Source organism: Alteromonas sp. 38, from assembly GCF_902506055.1.
In the GTDB taxonomy this organism is placed as follows: domain Bacteria; phylum Pseudomonadota; class Gammaproteobacteria; order Enterobacterales; family Alteromonadaceae; genus Alteromonas; species Alteromonas lipotrueae.
In genome coordinates, this window is the sequence record NZ_LR733300.1 from 4503520 (window position 1) to 4528103 (window position 24584).

The window sequence follows — 24584 nt, forward strand, 5'->3', positions numbered from 1 at the left end:
TTTTGTTTGTATTAACCCGTGCTTACTTTAACTCAAGCACATCAAATACAGACGCATCTTTGTATCCTTGGTTTTTATCCCCGTTGATTGGGGTAATAGGGTGCGACCCCATAAAATGTTCTCTATCGCCTCCGTCCGAATCACAGTAAGCCAGCATAAAGCCTAGCTTCATACCCTTTTTCAACGTTAAAGGGGTGTTAGACTCACCGTGAACATAATCATCAGCAAACACTTTTATTGCGGTTTCCCAATGCACCACAAACGGGGCGTCTGATTGGCGTTTCCACGCACTATCAACATGGTCGTTATAAAGCTGAGGCACAGCTTCACCCTTATTTTCTGTTGCCATGCTTGGGCCGATATCCGCCACTTGGTTGTCTAACGCTAAGTGGTATGCAAAAGCATTGTAGTTGTTGAAGTGGTCGCCACCTGAGCCGTCTGCATCAATGAATATCTCTAAACAATCGTCATCCCAATAACGCTCTATGGGCGAGGCATAAGTGTCAGATAAATGGTCATCTCGAATTTCAGCCAACAAATACAGGGCATCTTCGTTCCAGCGAAGTTTATACTTTCCTGTAAAATCACTGGCAGCGGGCGTATCACCAATGATCACTTCATTCATAGGATACCATTCATCCCCTTGCCAAAGTGCCTCGTTCGCTACCCCATCAATCGTGGGTGCAGCTTCGGTATGCAGTGCTTCATCTGCATTTACACTTAACGTAGCTGTACACATTACTACTGCCAGCCAATGACATGCTTTCATAGTTAATCCTTATTTTATTAACGGTGTATTTTTGCTTACCTGCCGATTCTTGGTAGAGTATTAAACTGCACCTTTAACGCAAAGGCATTTATGTCACTTCAGACCACTTGCTACAATATTTTAGCTTCTTATAAAGATGCTCAATCACATCACAAAGCAAGTAAGTACTTTGATGTGATACTCGTGATTGTCATTGTGATTAATATCGCTACTATGATGCTATCTACCGTGCCGGGTACCTCTTCACAATGGGGTACAGAGTTACACATTATTGAAGTGATTTCTGTCTGCCTTTTTACCCTTGAGTACATACTTCGTATTTGGAGTAGTGGCGCAGCACCGCCTTCGGCACTAGCATCGTCAAAAGACGTTCAATTGCATACGCCTTGGCAAAAGCGCTGGTACTATCTTAAAAGTCCTATGGCGCTGATTGATTTGCTTGCCATATTACCTTTCTACCTAAGCATGTTTGTTACCCTAGATTTACGGATATTACGGGTATTCAGAGTGCTGCGAATATTAAAACTTGGGCGCTACTCGCGCTCGATGCAAACGCTGATTACTGCCATAAGAAACGAGTCTCATGCATTAATTGCCGCACTCAGCGTGCTGATGTTGTTTACCGTTATTGCTGCCACCTGCATTTATTACATTGAACACACTGCGCAGCCTGAGGCATTCAGCAGTATACCTGCTTCACTATGGTGGGCAGTGGTAACACTCACTACTGTGGGCTATGGTGACATTGTTCCCATCACGCCTGGGGGCAAACTTTTTGGTGGTTTAATCACCATTTTAGGCATCTGCTTTTATGCCCTTCCAGCAGGTATTTTGTCGTCTAGTTTTACCGCTCAAATGCAGTTAAAAAGAGACCGCTTTAAAGAAACCGTTCGTACGGCATTGGAAGATGGGAAATTTAGCGAGCACGATAAAGGGCACATTGAACGTGTTCGCGATTTGTTAGACCTAGATGAAGAAGAAGCTCAGCTAATAGTGCGGCTTCTTCAGCACCACCATAGCACGTCTCAAAAACCTAACGCCGACAAGAAGCCGCATACATAGACGCCATTCTCCACTACGTCACTGGGCTTACTTGATCACGAGGCCTATCCGATTCCATATTAAATTTCTGAAATAGCCATCCTATTCCCACCAAGCTTAACCCCAAGCCAATGAAGGACAGGGCACGATATAAACCTTCAAGGCTAGACATGTCGATAACAAAGGCTTTCAGTAGCACAACCGTTAACAGGCCAAAGCCTAACTTCACGGCTCTATCTTTATGCATGTATTGGCCGAGGAAAATCGTTAAGGTCGCCAAAATAAGCCATACCACCGAGTAGGTGTATTGCTCAGCTTGACCTATTCCTAAACCAAACTCAACGTGTCCATGATGGAAAAGACGCCGAATGATGCTATTGATATAAAGCACCAAAAACAGACCGATAATCACCACAACACCTTTTAAGCATGGCCCTGAAATGAGCGCTTTTATCTGTGAAGCGCTGCTTGGCAATACCTTAAACCAAGGTGGCAACCACAATGTACTAAGCAGTAACGCTGGAGCTAACCATTGTAAAGCCATATAATTCAGTACTGCATTACCCCCCGTATTTTGTGGGAACACAAAGGGGTTATTCACCACTTATATATCTAAGTGAAGCCAAAAAGCCCCTATCATTAAGATAAAGCCCGCCACACGATAGAGTTTAGCCAACTGTTGAGCAACACAAGCACGGTGCCAATAGGTTACCGCGAGCGCAACCCATCCCAAGGCTAAAAAGACTTTTTCCGTGTATGAAGCGAGGAATAGCTCTGGGTAGGCCCCCATTAACCAATAACTAGGCTCGGTAGTAATAAACAGTGCAACAACATGCAATAACGCGCCTTCCAGCCACACCTTTAATGTCGGCGACGGGTTGTATTTTCGTGCTAACCATAAACTTAAAAACACCGCCGGATAGACAACAGCCGTCCAATGTATGCTGAAAATATGTTCGTCAGCATAATCCGCTAACCATGGCGCGCCAGTGAGTCTTAACAACACGGCAAGCAATAAGGCTTTAAACAACCAGTCTGGTAGCGCTACGCGATACTTTGCACTTTGTATACTCACCATAGCCACTTGAATAGCCAACGCCAGTGATAATATTGCGGCATCAAGTACCATGGTAAAACACAATGTTAAACACGCATTGGCAAGCACGGAAAAAGATAGCTTTTCTATATGGGGGTTAACTCTCCACGTGACTAAAGCACTTATTAGTGCAATCAGCGCAAGTTCAAGCGCCCAAATACCGTAGAGTACGCCGGTGACCTTGCTAGGTGCTAGCGCATAACTTACCCCATACAACGCCACTGGGCTTACCACCATATAGAGCCAAAACGCCGGTCGCGCGGTGTCATGGGTATTGTGTTTTCTCGCTAAAATACCCCCGTACACGCAAAGCCCTACCGCGAGCATCTGAGAAAATAGATACTTTCCACTAAGAATAAAGCTAAGATCTATTGGCCCTTCAGCTGGCCTTAACATAGCAAAATGCGTCAAACCAGTAACCAACATAAGTGCAGGCCACATATCAAAGGCACTGTGTCGAATAGGCGCAACAAGCAGTAAAGCGGCCAAGGTGAAGGCGCTAATCCATATTTTTTCATTGCTGCCGTATTGAATCAGAAACCCATGAATGACGATTAAAACCAGTGAAATTGCCGCGAGTTGTTGTCGTTGAGAAAATAAGCTTCTCAGTGACATTCCCTGATGTTGCGTAGCCATTAATGACCACCCCAATGTACGAACCAACGCAAACAAGTATGTTGAAAATACACTAAAACATAACCAAGCAACAAAGTGGCTCGCCTCTGTACTTGATAGCCCCATTAACGCCCATAAAAATTGCCCTAAAAAGCTCACTCGCCACAACCAAACCGCGGCGACCTTTTGCGCCACCCACACGCCAGATAAAGAAACAAGACTAACAAACGCCAAAAGCAAAGGAATATTATTCGACCCCGTGTTAACGAGCGCTGGAATGGCAAATGCCCCCAGTATCCCAATAAACGCTAGCAATGGGCCAAATCGGAGCGACAATGAAACCGCGCCTAAAGCAATAAGCGCTAACGTTGCAAAAGCAATCAAAGGCGATAAAAAACCATAATAATTGAAGGCCACTAGCGTAATGGCGTAACACGTGACCACACCACCTGAGGCAAGTGCCGCACATACCGCCGGTGAATAAATAGAAAAGCGAATGCGATGGCGAGCTAAAAATTCTGAGGCCACCACCAGAGAAACACCAAATACGCCACCGAGTATCACGCGAAGTTCGGCTGAAACGAAACCCGACTCAATGGCGTAGTTTGCGAGAAAAATGCCTCCCACCGCCAAAACTAAGCCGCCAAGCCATAATAACCCGTTACCCTTAATGGCGTTAACGAGCCCCTGCTGGTGCTTTTCAACATAGGAAATAAGCGTAGGAGGACTTGACGGGTTGCTCGATGCACGAGGTTTAGAGGCGCCCCCTAAATGGCTAGCCGAGGCGTCGCGTTTAGGAGCGGTTATGCTTTCAACGCGAGGAGAGGGCTTTGAAGACGTAGATTTTTGCTCAAATGCCCTTAAGCGTCTTTCCAATTGATCAATATGAGTTTGCATGCGTGACAGCTTGCCCACATGTTTAAAAGATAGCATGGCACCAGCTACGGTTACTAAAGCCAGTATACCCAGTAGAAAAGATTCCATCGCCACTTCCTCATTGTGCTTTTTGTAATTTATTTTCGCCAAGTTAGCGCTAATTCGTGCTTGTAGTCAATTTCTCAGTAAGAGGGTGGTCTTGATTCTTAACCCACATCAGCTTATAACTAGTACCCGTCATTTCTCAAACGAATTTCTATGTCTGTAAAACATCCAATTATTGCTATAACAGGTTCTTCTGGTGCGGGCACCACCACAACAACCAATGCTATACGCCACATTTTCAGAAACTTAAATGTGAACGCAGCAGTGGTTGGTGGCGACAGTTTCCACCGATTTACTCGCCCGGAAATGGAAGTGGAAATTCGCAAAGCCCAAGAACAGGGCCGACATATTAGTTACTTTGGCCCGAAGGCCAACGATTTCGAATTACTCGAAACCCTCTTTAGAGAATACGGAAGCTCGGGTTCAGGTCAGTTCCGCCAGTACCTGCACACCTTTGATGAAGCCGTGCCTTTTAATCAAATGCCGGGCACCTTTACCCCATGGCAAGATTTACCACAAAATACCGACTTACTGTTTTATGAAGGCTTACATGGCGGCGTTAAAACCGAAGAAAATGATGTAGCCAAGCATGTGGATTTATTGGTAGGCATGGTACCTATTGTAAACCTTGAGTGGATTCAAAAAATTGTGCGCGACACTACCGACCGAGGCCATTCTCGTGAAGCGGTAATGAGTAGCATCGTGCGTGGGCTAGATGATTATTTCCAATACATCACGCCTCAGTTCTCTCAAACCCATGTTAACTTTCAACGTGTACCTACTGTAGACACCTCAAACCCGTTTAGTGCCCGTGAAATACCTACGCAAGACGAAAGTTTTGTTGTGGTTCGCTTCAGGCGTGAAATGAAGCATGTTGACTACCCTTATTTGCTACAAATGATTGATGGCGCGTTTATGTCGCGTATAAACACACTCGTAGTACCAGGTGGCAAAATGGGGTTAGCGATGGAGCTCATTCTTACTCCACTATTGGAAGATATTTTAAATAGAAAGCGTCGTGCAGGCCACCAAATGGATTGGTTGAATACCCAAGACGAGTAATATTAGCCATCATCTCAAAAAAGGGTGTTAGTGACTGTATATTCGCCGCCCCTATAACAATCTATTTACAACCTGAAGTCGAAAACCCATACAAAGTACGGCATCGTAGTCTATTAAAATTAGATGAAAGGTGACGCCATGACAACCGTAACCAGTACGCAGATTTGGGTGAAAAAAGACAAAATCGACTCCACCCAAGTAGTAGACAAAACCCTGTCTACCAATGACTTAGCTGAAGATGAGGTTTTACTTAAAACTGACAGCTTTGGTTTTTCAGCCAATAATATTACTTATGCCGCGCTGGGCTTTACCATGGGCTACTGGGGGTTTTTCCCCGCTGATGAAGGTTACGGCATTGTACCTGTATGGGGATTTGCCACTGTGGTGGCGTCAAACCACGCTGACATTAAAGCAGGCGAGAAAGTGTTTGGTTACCTGCCTATGGCAAGCCACTGGATAACTAAAGCCGGAAAGGTCGCCCCCCATGGTTTTTCTGATATTCACGAAAATCGTAAAAGTATTAGCCCGGTGTACGACCAATTTCTACGCTGCGCCGGTGACCCTGGGTATGATGAAAGCCGTGAAGCTTGGCAGCTAAATTTCCGTCCGTTATATATGACCTCGTTTGTGCTGGATGATTTTGTAGATGAATTTAGCAAGGGTGAGTCATTATTGCTCTCTAGTGCATCTAGCAAAACTGCATTGGGCACCGCTCAACTGCTTAAAGATCAAAAAGTTCACAGACATGCTAATTATCAAGTCATTGGGTTAACCTCTGCGTCAAATATAGACATGGTAAAAGCGTCAGGTTGCTACGACCACGTATTTAGCTACGACGATGTAGAAACACTGCCTAAAGGTCAACAATACTGGTTGCTCGATTTTGCTGCCAACGGTGCTCTGATCACATCACTTGGCGACGCCCTTGGTGATAATCTTTCCAAAGTAACGCTTATTGGTGCCACCGATTGGAAGGCCGAGCAAAAACCAAATAAGAAAGCCTTAGATGCAGAGATATTTTTTGCCCCTGCACGAGTTAAACAACGCCAACAAGAATGGGGTCATGAGGCATTTTTAGCAAAATACGCAAAGGCCTGGCATGGGTTTGCAGGTAAAGTTCAAGATACCTTTTTTGAGCAAGAACACACAGGCTCGCAACAAATTATTGCTTTGTATTCAGACACCCTAAATGGCACTGCCGACACCAAAGCACTTAATGTCGTTCGCTTTGACTAGTTGCTAACAGACACTATTTGTAACAAAGAGAGGAAGGCTTTCATGCATTCCTCTCTTTTGTATTCGCCAGCGAATAGTTATAGTGAGGAAAACTATTACTAAAGGCATGTCATGGGTCAGGAAACGTCTAAAATTCTCGTTGTCGATGACGACATGCGCCTTCGTAGCCTACTGGAACGCTATTTAGTGGAGCAAGGCTATCAGGTGCGAGGCGCTGGAAATGCAGAGCAAATGGACAGATTGCTGGAGCGCGAGAACTTCCACCTTATGGTGTTAGATTTAATGCTTCCTGGCGAAGATGGCTTGTCTATTTGTCGTCGTTTACGCCAAGTAGGTAGCGAACTTCCTATCATCATGCTTACTGCAAAAGGCGATGAAGTAGACAGAATTATTGGCCTTGAAATGGGTGCCGATGACTACTTGCCTAAGCCATTCAATCCCCGAGAGTTACTTGCTCGAGCAAAGGCAGTATTACGTCGACGCAGTAGTGAAGCCCCTGGCGCACCTTCTAAAGACGTACAAGTTATCGAATTTGGCGAATACAAACTGAATTTGGCGACTCGCGAAATGACGGCTGGCACCACCCCTCTTACGCTAACAAGTGGTGAGTTTGCAGTGTTGAAGTCTTTAGTCACCCATCCTAGAGAGCCCCTATCACGAGACAAGCTTATGAACCTTGCCCGTGGACGAGACTACAGTGCGCTAGAACGCAGTATAGATGTTCAGGTATCGCGATTGCGTAGAATGCTAGAGAAAGACCCTGCAAATCCAAGATACATTCAAACCGTATGGGGCCTAGGCTATGTCTTTATTCCTGATGGTGAGCAGGCATAAGTAACCATGGCCAAAACAGGTTGTTTACGTAGGTTGTCTAAGTAGTGCGTTTGTTACCCCAAAGTGCATTTGGTCAAACAGTGTTACTGATTGGTGTACTGTTGCTTATTAACCAAGTCGTTTCCTATCTGTCGGTTACCTATTATTTTATTCAACCTAGTTATCAGCAAATAAACAGCTTACTTGCCACACAAGTAAAATCGGTATTAGCGGAAGATTTGTTAGTTAGTAATGACGACAGCAGAGCTCGTTATTTCGCCAAAACCGACATTCAGATACTCGATGCCAGCAAAGCGCGAACCAAAGGGTTAGAAAGTGCGGTTTATTACGGGTTCATGTCGTCGCAGGTAAGCAAGCAACTTGAGCAACTAGCTGATGTTCGTATTAGTACGGTTTCACAGAAAACCGACGCTAATGCCCCCTATACGGTGTGGGTCTCATTGTCTCGCTACCCCGACACCTGGATTGCTATTCCCATAACCGGTTTAAACGAAGCGAATATTTCACCGTTAACCATGTATTTAATGGTGATAGGTATATTAAGTGTAGCGGGTGGTTGGCTATTCGTACGACGCATGACCATGCCACTGTCTTCTTTGCAAAAAGCAGCATTAGCGGTAGGTAAAGGCGAACATCCAGTGCCGCTTAAAGAGCAAGGTAGCACGGAAATGATTCAAGTTACCCGCGCCTTCAACCGTATGAATCAAGGTATTAAGCAGCTAGAACATGACCGGACTTTGATGACGGCAGGTATATCTCATGATTTACGCACCCCGCTGACGCGCATTCGCCTTGCATCTGAAATGCTGCCCGAATCGCAAAACTGGATAAAAGATGGCATTGTTAATGATATTGAAGATATGAATGCGATTATCGATCAATTCATCGACTACGCCCGCTACGACACAGAAGAGATAAAAGAAAATACCGACCTAAACAGCCTTATTATCGAATTGGCACAAGCTCGGCATATTGAAGAGAAGCATCGTATCGCGTTGAAGCTTAACGATATTCCTTTATTAGATTTACGCCGTGTGGCCATGAAGCGGGTTATTGATAATATTATCGAGAACGCCTTTCGTTACGGCTCAAATAATATTGTTATCTCCACATTTTATAACCGTAATGAAAAACGGGTTTACTGTAAAATACGCGACTTTGGCCCTGGTATTCCCGCAGCAGAATTAGAGCATGTGTTCATGCCCTTCGCGCAAGGTGACAAAGCCCGAAGTACATCGGGCTCTGGTTTAGGCTTATCAATTATAAGACGTATTGTGGAAGCACATGATGGTGGTGTAGAGCTACGCAATCACCCGCAACAAGGTTTAATCGCAGAGTTCTATTTACCCCTTCATAAGTAACCGTGCTGTTTCACCATTCGGCTGTACGCCCACGCAGCAACCCACAACAAGCAACCACCTATAGGTATTACCCAAAACGCAGTAGTTAGAGGAACATAATTTGCCCATAACCCCGTTGAAAAAGAGGCCACTTGTACGCCGGTTGAGTTGCCAATAATACAAATGCCAGATAATACGGGGCCATTGTCACTATCAATATTCATGGCTGCCGACAACATAAGTGGAAATAACCCACCTAATCCAAGCCCTAACAGTAAGTTACCTGCGCCCATACTGTACAGGTCAGTGGTAAGCTTAATGGCAAATACGCCGCACAACGACGCTGTAGCCAATATAACAATAAGCCGATGCACTGACATAAATCGCAATAAGAAAGGAAAAGCCAACCGACTGATAACCATACCCGCTGTAAAACACGCGAGTAGGTTTCGAGATTGCTCTCCGGTAAACCCAATGCCGTTTTGCGCATAACTTACAAACCAATTAGCGTTACCAAACTCTACCGCGCCGTATCCGAAACTAAGTAACGCCATAAAAATAAAAATAGGTTGTTTTATTACCGCGCCAAAGTTGAGGGTTTTACGCTGCGCTTTGGGTTGGCCTCGGAGTAATTTGGCTTGAGAGTGCGCTGCCATAAAGGTATACGCCGACAGGGCTAGCATAAAGAGTGCAAGCACTTGAATTGGCCTACGCCAGTTTTCTTCTTGAAGATAAAGCAAGGTAACAAAAAACGAAGCGGCAAATGTGCCTAGGCTGAACATAAAGTCCATTAGCCCCATCATGGTAAAGCGCTTTTCTTCATACAAGCGGGCAATTAAGGTGTGCCCAATAGTAAAAATTGAGGAACTGACTATGCCTATAACGACGGCTACCACCAATACCCATTGCCACCCGTGTAATGACGATATAAGCAATAATAAAACAGCGTTTATACCCAATAGCGATGCTAACAATGGCATGTAATCAAAGCGACTAACGTACTTTCCGCCTACTACGGCTCCCACCATCATACCCAATGAGAAAAGCGAGAAGAACAAACCACTTACTAACTCTGACATACGCAGGTCGACCGCAATATCTGGAAGTAAAATACCCCATAATATAAACAACATACCCAGTAAGAAAAAACCGGAAAATATAACAACAGTAATAGGACGACGGCTCATCCATGCTCCTTTACAAACAGGGTTCTAAACGAAATAGTGCAATATATTGGTGTAGCAGGGCATGATTTGTAGTTAAGAGACTTACTACAACGTTTTTTGATTTTTTGTTTGGAGCGTATTTTAACGTGAGAACGTTATCGACTACCAAGGACGCTACAGTACGCCTTTAGTATAACTCGCGCAAGATAGGAAACGAAAAAAGCCCGCGGCTAAGCGCGGGCAAAACATTCTTTGGTTTAATCTCTGATAACTCCCCACGACCAAGACTCTACCACACCATATACATCACATGTGCCAGTACCTACCGCCCATATTTTTTTGTTTGATGCTTTAGCAGCTAGCGCCAAAGAAAAGATTGCTTGCCCACCTGGGGTATTAACATCGAAAGCCAACTGTTTGAGGTGTGTTGAGCAGGAAGGCCTTGATTCGACCAAGTTATTCACAAATTGAACGTAGCCTTTACCATTTCTATCCACCCTCACTTGATCAACTTTGAATGAGTTCGCTTTTGCTGCTAGCGCGTATGGAGATACCACCAATAAAAGCAATATAAATAAATTTCTCATAACTTCAGTTTTCCTTACTTAATATTTAGTTCAACCATATTGCTGTAACAGTAGCATCGGTCTCCGATGAAGATATGTCGTTACATGACGCTAAATTTGGATAACGTACCGTCACTCTTTCATTGGCTACTTTATACGAAATTGCAGCACTAAATAACCTATCTAGGCCTTCATTCGTTGTGTGGTGTGGAACTTTTTTCCAAATCCCACCCTTACCATCGTTGAAATAAATGTTCACTTGACCTTCACCATTTTTTGGAAAAGTAAAGTAAACACTTTTAATTGTTCCACGGTCACAGTTTACACCGGCGTTTGCCATGTTGGCTGCAAGAATAAGCATAATGAACGTAGTGATGTTCAAAATCATTTTTAATTTCATAAGCTTCCTTTCTTACAATAAAATAAAAACCATTCAAAATGGTTTCCTCTAAATATTCTTAAGCGTACCTGAAGAAAACTCATCCTCACTAACAATATATAGTATCAATAAAATCAATTCAAATATCTAAGGTAATACATGTTGATTTCCAAACCTATTACCTATTTTTGGAATAATATCTGTACGATAATAGTTCTCTAGACGAGGAGCTATTATTTTCTTATATTACATTTTTATGGAAACAAACCATTATGGAAAGTACTATGAGGATAACTTTATTAATTTCGACTTTAGCTTTTTCCTTAAACTGCTTCTCTGCCGGCTCAGGCACTGGAGATCAAAATATTGAACTAGTCGAAATTACATCTTGGGATAATTTAAGAATCAAATTGGTAAATGAACAGCACAGCTCTACGTGCGTAACCTCGGGCAAAGAAAAAGAAATTGTTATTCCTAAGGATGACAACAACTTTGATCATTTCATGACAATTGCCTTAACCGCTTTTACCACCAACAAAAAGATATATATGTGGCTAGACAATGACTCTTGTGTAACCCAAGGAGCTACTCGGTACCCAAGGCCAATGACAATGGCACTACGCAACTATTAGATATTAACAACTAAAAGGAATTATGATGATAAAACGAGCTCTATTAATAGCTTTAATTGGCACTTTGGTTACACCACTTGCTTATTCTATAGATAGCCAACAAAGTGAAATTTCAAGCATACGCACAACCAACTGGGCACTTGTCGTTACTTTAAAGGAAAAAAAGAACGGTTGTAATGGCAGCTTAATCAAGATATCAACTAGCATACCAAACATTGACGAAGTAACTGCTATTACAACAGCTGCTATGCTTTCTAAAAGAAAAATTGTAGCTAGATACGTAGAGTGTAGTGATTCACCTTGGCGAGATACTGCGAGCGCAAAGGACATAACGATATATTAGTACTGGAAGCTTAGTAGAGAGTAGCGAAGCTTCTTTAGTTAACTGCTACCACTCTATGAAGTCTTGAGCAAAATCTGACACTATAGTAACAAACTACTTTCAACCAACGTTGCAATATTGATTATTGCTTGAAATGGGGCAGGGTTGGCAGCATTGCTGGATTCATCCGATGCAGCCTTATCTGGTTCACCTATCTGTGTGCCTAGATACTAATTCAGATACGCGATCACTAAGTTCCTTATATGATAATCCACTTAAAATCACTAAGAAATCTAGCGCCTTTAATTTACTGAAACAATATAGAACTAGCTTCGATTTGACCGTTTGAACGACAACTGTAGTAACTTATATTAATTGGCTCTTTCGCCATATATGCAGATAATACAAATGACGTTTTAACTTGGTAATTTGAATTACTATTGCCAATAACAAACGAGTTGTGAGTACAAACGACCTCTGTGCTATTATTGGTAAACCCAGAAAGAACAACTTCCACGCCCCCGCTTGTCGCTTTAACTGACTTTATGGAATGCTTACCAGACCAAGCACCCATCCCCTCAAGTGGGCAGATAAGAAAAATAACACCTGCCAATAAAGTTTTCTTCATATTAATTCCTTTTTAAATTTATTCCGTACAATTAAATTAATAAAATTTAATTCAAGTACACATTTTCATTCGTCATTTAAAGTAAAATAAAGACCCATTTAACTAGATTCCCCCAAGACTATTAAAATACACCTTCTTCGCCCTGTATTTTCTTACCTACTAGCTTTACGTCTTCAGAAACTTTATACGTTTGACTATCAATCAAATTGAAAGCTCGCTGGAATGTAGGATGTATCTCCCAGAGGATATCCGCCTCTTGTTGCCAAGAACTCAATAAGTCAGGCCTATCTACAAAGTAGTAAAACCTGTGATAGCCACCTGCACCAGATATTTTCGACTTCCCTCTTAAAAATTCGGTTCTATACATATTTTTTGCAATTTCTAATGCAACTCTTTGATGTGCATTCTCCGGTGCTTCAACAATGTTAGTTTTAATAATTTGATTAATTATAACAGACCTAAGTTTTTTGGATTTTCCGAAACCTGAAACACCAACGGCAATCAAAGCATTCATGGCCGCCTCTATGTAAGGGATTGTTTTATTAAATTCACCCGAAATGAATTGAATACGTCTATTCCCGAAAGGAACGAATGCTCTTTTATAGTGATACAAGTTACTTTTCTTACCCTCAGAGGTAATCTTTCTAACTTCTTTACAAAACTCAATTAACCATCTGGGACGATAAAAGCACAAAGTAGCAAATGCCCGATAACCTGACGTCGATTCTTCAGAAAAACTCATATCAAAGTCTTCAAAATAATTTGATATTAAACGGGTCTTCTCACTTTCTTTTTGTTTATTTGCATCAACCATGGCTAAATCAAGTAGGAACTGATTTTCTGAGGAACATTTCTTCTGATAGAAATCCAGCCTTTTTGCTATAACTTCTATTAGCTGCTCTTTGCTCCACGACAGAGATAATTCGTGCTCGTTTAACTTTTGAATCGTTCCATTAGAAACTCTAAGACTGGTTAAAATATGGGGTCGTATTGTTACCCGAATCCAGACATTTTCTAATCTTACAGCCAGATAAGCCACTGCCTGCAATAGTCCAATCAACAAATTTATTTCATCACCATTGTCGTAAATATCATCCATTTCATCCAAGAGCAGCCAATATTTATTTTCAGACGTGGCGACAATCCTAGACATTTTTTCAATCGGAATATTACCGTCAAAATCACATTTCTCTACAGGACTACCTTTAAATTTTAGTCTATCGAGAATAGTAGTAAGTAGGTTCTTATTTTTCACACCTAAACTTTCAGCTAACTCTACAGCAGTAATATTATCATCTAACATCGCCCAACCTTTGTTTTGACCAATATGAGATACTACTTTTGATAAAATTGTATTTTTCCAATAATTTATAGCTTCATTGACAGACAGCTCTCCCCTAGGAAACGTCATATCTCTATAGTCTTGGTTTATTACTACAGTATCTTTCTGTTTGTTGAGATTTTCTGAAAGGGATATGAGTAAACCACTTTTACCAGAACCTCTAGCGGCATTTAGAATAATTACCTTCGAATCTATATCTGATAAAGGTGTTAGATACTCATTTCTGATTAGCGCGTACTCAAGGAAATTGGGGTCTTCTTGAGCCATTTCATTTCCGAATACTTTTCTCAGCGTTACTCTGCTCATGAGTAAGACGCTTTATCAATATAAGCTTGGCTAAATTCCATTTAATTAGCTTCCAAAAATTGTATAACAATAATGTAAGCTAACCGTTGTTATTTGGTCAAATTTTATCCGCCAGTAATCACTTTTAATCAATAACTAAATCCTATGCAAACAACCTAATAGCAATTGCCCGGCTAGACACCCGCTGCATACATTGGCTTTTACAATATTTTTCAAGGTATTCCAGTTTTCCTGCGGCGCTTGAAAAACAACGTTCGAACGTTGTTGTCAATTCATACCAATGCGCTGCAGTTAATCCTAAACGAACTAAAATAGGCGGTTCAGTATCCGCTATCGCACCTCTTTTATCTTCGCGTACTTGCCTACCGGTTAAGTCGACTAACTGAACATAATCCATCATCAAGAATGGCAATCCTTTGGGTATATCTTTTCTTGGGTTACCTACAAACGGCATAAGGTACTTAGGGGCTACCCTGCGTTTCGCGGCATTGAGTCGATATTGAATACTGGTATGGTTAGAGTTTTCAGGTGTACTAGCCATCTTTGCTCTAACAGGATTTAAATCGACATAAGTCATACACGCCATTAATGCTGCTTCATCAAGTAGCGCTTGAGATTTAAATCGGCCTTCCCAAAATCTACCTGTACATTGGTCTTCTTTATTTGCTTGCCGTGCTATGTATTCATTCAAGCAACGCATAAACCAGCTAATATCACATAAGCGCTTTCTCCATATCGCTATCGTTGCCTCAATGGCTTTTAGTTGTGCTTCTCGCATGCGCTCTCGCCTTTCCTCAACCAGATACTGGCGTGTTAACAGCGTGCCGTTAAACACTTTGTGCCACTTAGTAACCACTTCCTCAGAAGACATTACTTTTGCCTTTTCTGAATCAACATGTAGCACTAAATGCGTATGATTGCTCATAACTGCATAGGCACATACATCAATGGAAAATACTTCAGTAAGGTAGTGAATTCTATCTTCAACCCATTGGCGACGATGCTCATAACTTCGGCTTGTAAGCTTATCTTCACCACATAAAAATGCACGGCGTACACAGCGTGATACGCAGTGATAGTAGGGGGTATCTGACAGGCTAATTTGAGAATTTCTGGCTCTAGGCATAACGACCACCATGCAAACTTTGCTGGCCGCTATTTTGGCTTATTTTAACTAAACACGTAATTGAACCTTGGGCCAGTTTAGTGGGTGTCCTATTAGTTGATTTAGTTTTTTGAGAGCTTCTTGGTAAAGGCATAGCGGACACATATATGCTATCAGTGACCGCTATTTTGACTGCTAATCCAACTTAACGTAATTGAACCCTAGGACAATTATTGTGGGTGTCCTATTTCGTTAATTCTGATATTCACATCAACCAGATATATGCCAATTTACAGCCCGAAGTATTTTCTAAAATTCTTAATCTAACGCTGCGATTGGAAATTTTAGCTGCTAGTAAGGTTGAATATACCTCGCGAAATAAAGGGTGTGACTTATAAAGAGTAAAAAATTTCCCTTCTGCCATTTCGCAGTTAATTACTTCTGATGCAACATCGCTTGGTTCAACAAACACACGGCCATCAGAAAGGCTAGTAAGGTAGAGCCGGGAAATATTAGTATCACAACTATTCTGACTACATTTCGCATCAGCTTTAAAAGCAAAAATTATTGCAAAAAAAATTAACACTAACTTCATAATTATTCCTTATTATTTTATGGCCAGTTATAGTGGATATTCTATTTAATTCGACGGCCACCATATAAACTTTGATGACCGCTATTTTGGACTATTTTAACCAACCACTTAATTGAACCTTGGGCCAGTTAAGGTGGGTGTCCTATTTAATTACAGCAGATAATAACAGCAAGCAACTCTTGCTACGTTCTCAAGGGACGCGGAAAACGAGCTGTTATCGATTTAGACGATTTCGAAATGCTTCGGCACGGATTTTCACCAGAGCAGATCCGCGCACTAAACAGCTCATCGCCTCTTTTAGCCCATTAGCTTTGGCACCAACCCAAAGGAAGCGAAGCGCCAAACCCAAACACCAGATAAAAGAAAACCAGCTCCCGCTGGCTTTCGTTTGCTTGTTGGCTGCGCCTTTTGGTTGCTCCCAAAGAAGCCAAACCTTCGGGTAACTTGCCGTTGAACTAAGTTTGAAATTAAAACATTAAGCTATGCCTACATAGACATCATTATCCCACCAATGCAAACAGCTAATAAGCTAGAAATTGCTATTATTGAGCTTATAACTCCTAAGTTTTTATTACTATTTTTAAAAAAGGAATATACCGAAAAGCCAATAAACAATACTCCGACATAAAAAACAGTCCATTCCACAAACAAATAAGTAAATACAACAATACAAGTTAAAAGCATAAAAATGCGTTGTGCTTTATTTTCTTTTAATAGTTCCACAATTACTGTCCCAAAATACCGCTAATAGATAAACCTTGTGCTGTCACTTCTTGGCCCGCTTGATGGGTATAATGCATACTATCTCCTGCTATAGCAACAATCCCTAAGCCGGAAAGAGTACCAGTAACAAATCTTCCGACAGCATACCCCATATTATGAGGGCTAGAGGTTACATGGTTCACTAAGGCTTGGTTCGCATAGCCCCTTGCATCCCCATTTGTAGCATAAAGACTCACTGCCGAGTACATTGCTCTAGATTCCATATTCGTCATACTTTGTACATATATATTTGAATCGAATTCCCTAGCCGCTTGATATCCAAACCTATATGAACCTCTAAATACTGATGACGCACCATCATACATTCCACCAAAATATGAGAATATATCATCTCGAACCTGTCCACTTAGCAAACGATTCCACATAAATTTCCCAAACCCTTCTTGTCCTTGCTGGTGATGAGCTTCATCATTGAATCCTCTAGAAAATGCGCCTGTTACAGCACCATTTGCAAACTTACCACCTGTTATTGATGAAGCTGTCCCACCAACGACTGCACTTGTGACTATACGCTTAATTCTATTGGCAGTGTTATACCAATCACTATGCCTAACTCCATTTACTTCTGGCCCAATTTGATCAATAGAGCCAGCCATAGCTTGTGTTAAACCAGCAGCAGCGAAGCCATGTCCAAACTTACCGCCATTCAAAACACTCATCACTCCTCCTGCCATAGCATGTGCGGCTACTTTAGCGATCCTCGCTCCTGTTGTAAGTGCATTTGTTAATCCTCCGCTAGCACTAGTTGTATAACAACTACTACAGTTAGCTTGGCTGAACGCATTTCCTATTCCGTAAAATACCCCCGCACTAAATGCCCCAACTAAGGCTCCTTTGAGACTGCCTGTAGCTATACCTCCAGCAATAAAACCTTTGAGTAAGGTTGCTCCGAAACCTTGTGCTCCGGGTATAAACATCATGGCGATCCCAACAAATGGAGCAAATTTACCTAATGCTTTATTAAGTTTTTTGAACAGTTTATTAAAGAAATATCCACTTGGGTCAGTATAACTCAACGGATTATTCAGCACATAGCTATATCGGTTATAACTCTGAGAGTTTTTAGGCGCCTGAATATGCGGATCAGCCTGCAGGAATCGACCCAAAGTAGGATCGTAGATCCGACCATTCATATGAATAATACCAATATCATTCATCATTTTATGGCCAGTGTAGCCGTGACTATCACCCGGTGTTGAATACGTATTGAATATACTATGGCTACCGAATGCCGTTTGCTTACCCCATGGGTCGTATGAGAAATGCTGCACAATATTTCCGCCAGCATTAGTAATCGACACCGTTGAGCCTAGATTATCTTTATGCAGATATAGTGTTTCTTTCGAACCGTTACTTCTGTCAGTAACAATAACTGAACCGACATTGTATTTATGCTCTGTCACACCATTGGGTAATTTAGTGCGTTCGTACAGGCCTTTCACATAAAGTGTATCGGTTACTTTACCCGATTTCGTCAATTTTTGACGGTATAAACTTCTGTCATGTCCATACCAAAATTCGGTGGTAGCGCTGCTACCTTTACTTATTTTGTATGGTTTGTCGAAAGCAGTATAATTAAACGTTCTATTGCCATCTGTTTTTATGTTACCTCTATTGTCGTAACTAAAGGCATACAAACGTGTTCCCGATTTATTGGCACCGCTGTAAACGTATTCTAGCCTGTTCTTTTTCGCACCATTATAGAAGTAATATCCCAGTCCATCTTTTTTCTTAAAGTTACCTAGGCGATCGTAGGTATAATTTTGCCTTTGTGTAGAGCCATTAACTTTCCGGTCTCTGTATTTTAGGCGGTTTTGCTCATCGTACCCAAAGCTTTCAGTAAAGTCTGTTGCACTTGAAGACGCAAAAGCATGGTCTCTTGTTTCTAAATTTCCAAGGTCATCATATGAATAAATTAGGCTATGATAGGGGTTTGCGTAATTTGTCCCTTTTTGAATGTCAAGTGTACTTAACCACCCTGTATCCGACTCGTATGATTTGTTTTCGGTAACTCCATTACCATACTTCACTTGGTTTACTTGCCCACGATGATTAACTTGGGTCACTTCTTGATAGACTTTTCCGTATTCACGATGGCCGGGCGTTGCATTAATAGTCTTAGATGGGAAACCCAACGCGGTATAAGTTTGCTTAATTGTGAAGTTATTTGCTGGGTATTGAGTGTAATAAAGACGATTTAACTTATCGTAGCCAAACTCAGTTCTGAAGCTCTCTCCATCTATTAATACATCGTTTGCAGCAACTAGCCCCATACTTCTGTAAGTTGGCCTTTCCCTATGTGTAGGCGTGCCCGAGGCCGATGACTTGCCCTTAAAGTAGGCAACTTCATGTAATTTACCTTTTGCGAAAGCGCCTGAGTCGTACAGCCAATGAGTAAAACCGTCGCTGTCTTTTCGACTCTTTTTTCTGCCAGCTTTATCATATACAAAACTAGTGACTTGGTTGCTGCTATTCTTTTGTTCTACCAACTCGCCAAATGCATTGTAAGCGTAAGACCAGCTCCCTTTATCCAAATCAGTCATGGATATTTTCTGGCCCAAATCATTATATCTGTTGGTTACTTGTCGATGACTATAAGTATTATTTGAATAAACATTTACCCACAACAAGTCGCCATTTGCTGAATGCCTATAATATAACTTAGAGGTCTGTACATCGCTCCCATTGCTACTAACATAACCTGACGTTACCGTTTCGATATGCCCTAAATAGCTTCGAATCTCTTTATGAATTAAGTTCTTTTCGTTAACTGTCTTTACGGTGTTCCCGCTATAGGTTCGAGTTACCGTCCCTCTTGGCTTAACTTCTTTTGCAACGCGCTTAAGCCTGTCGTATTCGTATGACGTGAAATAGGATGATTTTGCATTTAGCTTGGGCTCGTAGGTTTTTGAAGGGTTACCGTTGCTGTCATACTCTGTAACAGTAACGGTCCAGTCACCAGCTTTGAAAGCCTGAGTTCTAGACCCTACCTGCCGACCCCATTTATCAAAAAACGCCTGACTTTCAGGTTTTCCTGGGGAAACGCTTATTATGCGATAGTAAGCTGTTGGAAATAAGCTGCTGGTGTAGCAATCGACGCCTGAGGTTGCACAATAGGCTGGATATTGACGGCTGATAATGGTTGGATCATTAGCGCCTCCTGCCGTAATTCTAGTTTCTTTTTTACCACCAAAATTATCAAAATACACTTTCGATGTTGTACCATTTGGACTGGTAGAAGTAATCGATGATATTCTTCCTTTGCTTCCGCCGCCATTTCCTGCAACTGATGTTATGGTTTTATAGCCCAATGAATCCGTTGAGCTTATTGTGTATTGCCCCCTACCATCATAGGCTGTAGCCGCGCTTCTTGTTTGAGACAACGTACCACTTTTACCAGAAGCACCTACGGTTGACACCTTAGTTTTGTTACCGAATTTATCATATTCATTCGTCGTCACTAATTTATGACTATTATTGGTAGGACTCACAATCTCTTTTTTAATCATCAATGAGTCAGAATAATACTCAAACTTCGACGATCGATTAACCGTTTTATCGTTTGGCGCATGCTCTACAGCGCTTCCGTTGTGATAGAGAGTTTTGACAACCGATGAATCACTTAGGCGCCCAAATGTTTTGTACTTAACCGATGTACCGTACGTGTTTGTTACTTTCGTTGACCGATAATATTTACTTGGATTAGTCGGATGACGCTCGTAAATTTGAGAAGTTAGCTGATTTCCGTAGCTGTCGTAACTAAACTCAGAATCTACAACTGATTGTTTTGAGGATGACGAAAACGCGCTGTTCAAACTGTATGACGTCTCTTTTGAGCTTTTAATATAAGCAAACACCCCGCCGTTAGCGGTTAATTTAACGTCTGCTGTATTATTGGCCTCAGAAATCAGAATTGAGTTATCACCAATACCTAATGTTTGTACCGTAGATTTTGGCATTCCTGTAAACGGGTAACGTTGATGATATTGTGTTTCTGTGGTCATACAAGTCGCACTATCCGCTACTTGAACAGTCCCACCGTAATCGTAGTACCCATCTTCGTATTTGGGTATAGAAGGTTCAATAGTCTCAGTACCACAAGTTTGTAGATCTCGTGTTCTCAGGCGTTCAAAGCCCATCATTCCACGACCATTTTTATGAACTAGTAATCCACCATATTCGTATAGGACAGAGTTAGTATCTGACGTATTCGTTTGAGTAGAGACAGTTGAAACTACAGAAAAGCCTGATTGGGGAGCAAAGTAGTCTTTGTCGGGGTTACCATCTGTAGCCCATTCAGAAGAAGCATCATTAAAATAAATAGAAGGTTGAGTTATATAACCATATTTGACCGTAGTTTTAACACCGAAAGGGGACGTAAACTCTGTAATAACATTTTCAGGTCGTCCCGACATTCCAGCATAATGTACATACCAGTTGCCGTTACTTTGGAACAAGTCTAATTTACCATCACCATTAGCATCGCCAAATTGAATGGTTCTATTTTCATCAAAATTAAATAGTCCGCGATAGTCCGCTGTAATTTTAGTAGGGTCACCTGGATAGACGCGGGTGAATAATATTTTCCACTGGGTACCTGTTGAGTTAGGTACAAGAATATCGGTTTTTCCATCTTGAGATACATCAAGAAACATCGCGAGATGCTTATCATCCCTATCTATTCCGAATTTAGCGCCTGCGGTCGTTTTTAACTCGCGTAGCCCTAAGAATACATTTCCGTTAGATAACCTATACATCCAACTGGATGCGGTTCTTATGACAATATCACTTAGACCATCGCCATTTAAATCAGCAACGTGGTAATCTAATTCCGCACTTTCACTTAACACTTGTTTCTCTGTAAACGTTCCATCGCCGTTCGCTACGAATAACTTCCAGTAGTGACTTGATTCGTGTTGCCATACTCCCCCCTCATATTCACAATCACCCATTTCTTGATAATTAGCACCTTCACAATAACCACTGTTATGTTGCTCATGAAATATCAAATCAGAGCGCCCATCTCCATTAATGTCCATTGCAGAAGCATTTTTCATTGTTGCAGTGTGACGGTAAGCAATACGATTGAAACCTAAATCGCCTGCCTGAGAACTAATTGAAATTGCTGTTTTAGCTTCGCTAAAAGTACCGTCGCCTTGGTTTCTATAGTATTTTATTGCATTGTTTTGACCAAAAACGATGTCGCCTAACGTATCGCCATCAATATCAAGAATTTGAGCCGCGCCCTCAAGCCCTATCGCTTTTCTGTTTGTATTATTGTAATTAACGGTTGCGTTATAGTTACAGTTTGGGGTTCTACTTCCATAACGGCATTGATTTTGTACCGCTTTAAATTCTCGGTCGTAGGAAACTACTATCCAATTGCTAGTGGCAGATTGAGCAACCAAGAGATCTAAGACACCATCTCCGTTATAGTCTAGCACTTGTGCGTATTCAGCTTTACCAGTGGAGCCTGCGTATAGGTGCGTTTCTGTATTGTAGCTTGGCCCTAACTTAGCTTTCCAGGAAGACCCCCTTACATACACAATATCTGAGTACCCATCACCATTAATATCGAAAACTCTCGCTTTACTATAGTTAGATGTATTAGTCACCTTTGTGCCAGATGAGCTAAAAGGCTTAAAAGCGCTATTTACAGTAGAAGATGTAATTTCAGCTTTTTTCTGCCACTTAAACGTTAATGGTTTAAGGCATGAACTGCCGACGCACTCAGTAATCTTTTCAAGATTATTCGCTTCATCCAAATAGGGCGAAGTATGATAACTAAATTTATAAGTTCTAAACTCAGATGAATCTGCAAAGATAACCACTTTATCTAGCAACTTGTCATTTGATACAGGGTTTGCAGTAATCCAGCCGACCGATGGTTTAGGATTAGTTTTATACCTGTAATCTACGCGGTTGTAAGGGTTCACACCATGCGAAGCGTTGCCTGTGTATTGAATTTCCTCTAAATAATGTTGGCCTTTAGTAACATTTTCTCCGTACCTAAAAAGTATATAGTTGCCTTTTACATCTTTGATAGCCTTTATCGCCCATATCCGGGCTCTATTTGCATTTGTGGCTAGCTGAACAAAACTATCAGTACCATTCTCAACAACTCCATCCCTATTTTTAAAGCTGGTTCTTAACTGAGCATTGTTTAATTTGGAATTACCTGTAACGTGGTTAAGCAAACCGTAGTAGTGAATTTCACCCGACTTAGTTTCCACAGTAAACGCTTTCAAATAGCTACCCGCAGAATCGTAATGGGGAGTAATATAACTAAAAGAATCTGATTCTGTATGAAAGCGGGCGTCTGTTGACCAATAAGAGCCGTCACTTACCCCTTTATCCGATGTTAATTGTTTAATTTCAGATAAATCGGATATGCTAGTGTTCAACGACTTATTGGTTATGAGCCTTTGTCCATCTAAACACAACCTATCACCTTTAGTAAAACGAACGCCTGCAATAGCCCCATCTTGAGCAAAGTTCTTTGGGCATCTGGTGATTGCTGATGCTCCAGATATATTCCACCCCTTACCAGCGATGCCATCACCACCACTACTTGAATAAGAAATGCCTAAACTAGGTTGAACACCAGCCGTACCTTGAGGAATCTGAAATGGGACTTGGTATGTTGCTGCACCTAATTCGTTCACTCTGAACTCAGCCCCCGTTGTAGCAACATACTGATATGTAGAATTCGTTGTGGATGGAGTGGTCACCACGCCGGTATCCATCACCTCAACAGAAGCAGATGCAACGGTTTCAGAACAAGCCAGCGCACCGGAAGTATATGCTTGCACATCGCATCCGTTTCCTGTCATACAGGCCGAAACCTCTACCTTAAAGTGGCCTTCCTGATTAGTAGTTGCTATAACGCTATTATTCTGAGCGGCAACCGCTTGTGCCGTAGAACATTGCCATGCACCGAGCGACCCTGTTTGAGTATCGATGGTTCTGAAATAATATGCTTGTGTACTGTCTGTTGAGCCTACATTCACCGAAATGGACGTACCTTGCTGAAACTTACCATAATCAAATGATTCTAGCTTAGGCAATGGCGTAAATGTTGTTATATCTCCAACTCTAATTGGTACCCATGTTGAGCTATAGATATTAGGAGACATTAACATTGCGCCCAACGCTAATATTAAACACATTTTCAACAGGTAGTTGCTACTCATCCCGAATTCCTGATAGTAAGTTTGGTTTTATTTAATTTTGATTATTAATTTATGATTTTAACAGCCACGATCTGAGGACGATTGTAATAGCAGCCACCACCATAAATTGTCAGTTTCAAGGTTGAGTTTGCGTGTATAGACGCTAACAACATACTTTGAGTTATTTCTGGGGCATTTTTGGGGAGAACATAGACACTCGAATTAGAGCAAGAAGCGGGATTGGCGACCGAGCTTTCATTTGTTTTAACGTACAAATCACCTGAGGTAGTAGTCCAGCTCTCAAGAAATTTTATGGTCGTTTCATCTGTGAGCTGATTACCTTGCACAGATAAAGAAAATACAACGCACCAAATAAAGAGGAGCTTTTTTAAAAACATTTTTGTTCTTCCCTGAATAAAAGATGAATATATCAGCACATTTTATCAACATCAAATTTTTGTTTTAGTCAATATCATTTACACTCATTTACGACCAAACGAAAAAAGCCCGCGGCTAAGCGCGGGCAAAACATCAATCACGTTGAGTGTGATGAAGGTTGGGAAGGGAAGGGTTGCCTCCCCTAACATCTAACTGCGCCCTAAAAAAACGCAGCA

At 41.6% G+C, this 24584-nt stretch carries 17 protein-coding genes and 1 pseudogene; 7 read left to right on the forward strand and 11 right to left on the reverse strand.

Features of this window, described 5'->3' with window-relative positions; translation table 11 throughout:
• Window positions 1-22: 22 nt before the first annotated feature.
• Window positions 23-769: a sugar-binding protein gene (locus tag FLAVO9R_RS19430; protein ID WP_159534024.1), complete on the reverse strand. Its 747-nt coding sequence runs from the start codon at window positions 767-769 to the stop codon at window positions 23-25.
• A 90-nt stretch (window positions 770-859) separates the two neighbouring features.
• Here FLAVO9R_RS19430 and FLAVO9R_RS19435 point away from each other — a divergent pair, with 90 nt between their 5' ends.
• The gene (locus tag FLAVO9R_RS19435) at window positions 860-1831 is read left to right on the forward strand and encodes an ion transporter (RefSeq protein WP_159534026.1); all 972 of its coding nucleotides are present in this window, start codon (window positions 860-862) and stop codon (window positions 1829-1831) included.
• Window positions 1832-1844: 13 nt separating this feature from the next.
• On the opposite strand, the pseudogene FLAVO9R_RS19445 reads toward FLAVO9R_RS19435, so the two are convergent.
• A pseudogene (locus FLAVO9R_RS19445) lies at window positions 1845-4505 on the reverse strand (DUF2339 domain-containing protein).
• Window positions 4506-4655: 150 nt separating this feature from the next.
• Here FLAVO9R_RS19445 and FLAVO9R_RS19450 point away from each other — a divergent pair.
• The 4 genes from FLAVO9R_RS19450 to envZ all read left to right on the forward strand — a co-directional run bounded on the left by FLAVO9R_RS19450 (window position 4656) and on the right by envZ (window position 8995).
• Window positions 4656-5564 carry a phosphoribulokinase gene (locus tag FLAVO9R_RS19450; RefSeq protein WP_159534032.1) on the forward strand — a complete coding sequence of 303 codons (909 nt, stop codon included), beginning with the start codon at window positions 4656-4658 and terminating at the stop codon, window positions 5562-5564.
• A gap of 138 nt (window positions 5565-5702) precedes the next feature.
• Window positions 5703-6800 (forward strand): DUF2855 family protein, encoded by a 1098-nt coding sequence (locus FLAVO9R_RS19455; protein ID WP_159534034.1) that lies wholly within the window; start codon window positions 5703-5705, stop codon window positions 6798-6800.
• A gap of 111 nt (window positions 6801-6911) precedes the next feature.
• Window positions 6912-7634, forward strand: a complete 723-nt coding sequence (gene ompR / locus FLAVO9R_RS19460) for an osmolarity response regulator transcription factor OmpR (protein ID WP_159534036.1) — start codon at window positions 6912-6914, stop codon at window positions 7632-7634.
• Between the two features lie 44 nt (window positions 7635-7678).
• Window positions 7679-8995: a two-component system sensor histidine kinase EnvZ gene (gene envZ / locus FLAVO9R_RS19465; RefSeq protein WP_159534038.1), complete on the forward strand. Its 1317-nt coding sequence runs from the start codon at window positions 7679-7681 to the stop codon at window positions 8993-8995.
• Here the strand turns inward: envZ and FLAVO9R_RS19470 are convergent.
• The 3 genes from FLAVO9R_RS19470 to FLAVO9R_RS19480 form a co-directional block, all read right to left on the reverse strand.
• Window positions 8986-10161, reverse strand: coding sequence for an MFS transporter (locus FLAVO9R_RS19470; RefSeq protein WP_159534040.1), 1176 nt, complete (start codon window positions 10159-10161; stop codon window positions 8986-8988). The two genes, envZ and FLAVO9R_RS19470, sit on opposite strands and share 10 nt — an antisense overlap.
• A gap of 236 nt (window positions 10162-10397) precedes the next feature.
• Window positions 10398-10727: a hypothetical protein gene (locus FLAVO9R_RS19475; RefSeq protein WP_159534042.1), complete on the reverse strand. Its 330-nt coding sequence runs from the start codon at window positions 10725-10727 to the stop codon at window positions 10398-10400.
• A 25-nt stretch (window positions 10728-10752) separates the two neighbouring features.
• A complete protein-coding gene (locus tag FLAVO9R_RS19480) occupies window positions 10753-11106 on the reverse strand; it encodes a hypothetical protein (RefSeq protein WP_159534044.1) in 354 nt (117 codons plus the stop codon).
• Window positions 11107-11357: 251 nt separating this feature from the next.
• Here FLAVO9R_RS19480 and FLAVO9R_RS19485 point away from each other — a divergent pair, with 251 nt between their 5' ends.
• On the forward strand, window positions 11358-11717 hold the full coding sequence (locus tag FLAVO9R_RS19485) for a hypothetical protein (protein WP_159534046.1): 360 nt from the start codon (window positions 11358-11360) through the stop codon (window positions 11715-11717).
• Between the two features lie 25 nt (window positions 11718-11742).
• The gene (locus tag FLAVO9R_RS19490) at window positions 11743-12060 is read left to right on the forward strand and encodes a hypothetical protein (protein ID WP_218396934.1); all 318 of its coding nucleotides are present in this window, start codon (window positions 11743-11745) and stop codon (window positions 12058-12060) included.
• A gap of 286 nt (window positions 12061-12346) precedes the next feature.
• Here FLAVO9R_RS19490 and FLAVO9R_RS19495 read toward each other — a convergent pair whose 3' ends face one another.
• The 6 genes from FLAVO9R_RS19495 to FLAVO9R_RS19520 form a co-directional block, all read right to left on the reverse strand.
• Window positions 12347-12667, reverse strand: a complete 321-nt coding sequence (locus tag FLAVO9R_RS19495) for a hypothetical protein (RefSeq protein WP_159534050.1) — start codon at window positions 12665-12667, stop codon at window positions 12347-12349.
• 121 nt (window positions 12668-12788) lie between these two features.
• Complete coding sequence (locus FLAVO9R_RS19500) at window positions 12789-14276, reverse strand: P-loop ATPase, Sll1717 family (protein WP_159534052.1); 1488 nt, start codon at window positions 14274-14276, stop codon at window positions 12789-12791.
• A 181-nt stretch (window positions 14277-14457) separates the two neighbouring features.
• Complete coding sequence (locus FLAVO9R_RS19505; RefSeq protein WP_159534054.1) at window positions 14458-15441, reverse strand: transposase; 984 nt, start codon at window positions 15439-15441, stop codon at window positions 14458-14460.
• Between the two features lie 244 nt (window positions 15442-15685).
• The gene (locus FLAVO9R_RS19510) at window positions 15686-16015 is read right to left on the reverse strand and encodes a hypothetical protein (protein ID WP_159534056.1); all 330 of its coding nucleotides are present in this window, start codon (window positions 16013-16015) and stop codon (window positions 15686-15688) included.
• Between the two features lie 486 nt (window positions 16016-16501).
• On the reverse strand, window positions 16502-16738 hold the full coding sequence (locus tag FLAVO9R_RS19515) for a hypothetical protein (protein ID WP_159534058.1): 237 nt from the start codon (window positions 16736-16738) through the stop codon (window positions 16502-16504).
• A gap of 2 nt (window positions 16739-16740) precedes the next feature.
• On the reverse strand, window positions 16741-23991 hold the full coding sequence (locus FLAVO9R_RS19520) for an FG-GAP-like repeat-containing protein (RefSeq protein ID WP_159534060.1): 7251 nt from the start codon (window positions 23989-23991) through the stop codon (window positions 16741-16743).
• Between the last annotated feature and the right edge of the window lie 593 nt (window positions 23992-24584).

Bases quoted from the DNA above. Each gene is read 5' to 3' on its own strand.
- FLAVO9R_RS19430 (WP_159534024.1), bottom strand. From the start codon at position 769: ATGAAAGCATGTCATTGGCTGGCAGTAGTAATGTGTACAGCTACGTTA.
- FLAVO9R_RS19435 (WP_159534026.1), top strand. From the start codon at position 860: ATGTCACTTCAGACCACTTGCTACAATATTTTAGCTTCTTATAAAGAT.
- FLAVO9R_RS19450 (WP_159534032.1), top strand. From the start codon at position 4,656: ATGTCTGTAAAACATCCAATTATTGCTATAACAGGTTCTTCTGGTGCG.
- FLAVO9R_RS19455 (WP_159534034.1), top strand. From the start codon at position 5,703: ATGACAACCGTAACCAGTACGCAGATTTGGGTGAAAAAAGACAAAATC.
- ompR (WP_159534036.1), top strand. From the start codon at position 6,912: ATGGGTCAGGAAACGTCTAAAATTCTCGTTGTCGATGACGACATGCGC.
- FLAVO9R_RS19470 (WP_159534040.1), bottom strand. From the start codon at position 10,161: ATGAGCCGTCGTCCTATTACTGTTGTTATATTTTCCGGTTTTTTCTTA.
- FLAVO9R_RS19475 (WP_159534042.1), bottom strand. From the start codon at position 10,727: ATGAGAAATTTATTTATATTGCTTTTATTGGTGGTATCTCCATACGCG.
- FLAVO9R_RS19480 (WP_159534044.1), bottom strand. From the start codon at position 11,106: ATGAAATTAAAAATGATTTTGAACATCACTACGTTCATTATGCTTATT.
- FLAVO9R_RS19485 (WP_159534046.1), top strand. From the start codon at position 11,358: ATGGAAAGTACTATGAGGATAACTTTATTAATTTCGACTTTAGCTTTT.
- FLAVO9R_RS19490 (WP_218396934.1), top strand. From the start codon at position 11,743: ATGATAAAACGAGCTCTATTAATAGCTTTAATTGGCACTTTGGTTACA.
- FLAVO9R_RS19495 (WP_159534050.1), bottom strand. From the start codon at position 12,667: ATGAAGAAAACTTTATTGGCAGGTGTTATTTTTCTTATCTGCCCACTT.
- FLAVO9R_RS19500 (WP_159534052.1), bottom strand. From the start codon at position 14,276: ATGGCTCAAGAAGACCCCAATTTCCTTGAGTACGCGCTAATCAGAAAT.
- FLAVO9R_RS19505 (WP_159534054.1), bottom strand. From the start codon at position 15,441: ATGCCTAGAGCCAGAAATTCTCAAATTAGCCTGTCAGATACCCCCTAC.
- FLAVO9R_RS19510 (WP_159534056.1), bottom strand. From the start codon at position 16,015: ATGAAGTTAGTGTTAATTTTTTTTGCAATAATTTTTGCTTTTAAAGCT.
- FLAVO9R_RS19520 (WP_159534060.1), bottom strand. From the start codon at position 23,991: ATGAGTAGCAACTACCTGTTGAAAATGTGTTTAATATTAGCGTTGGGC.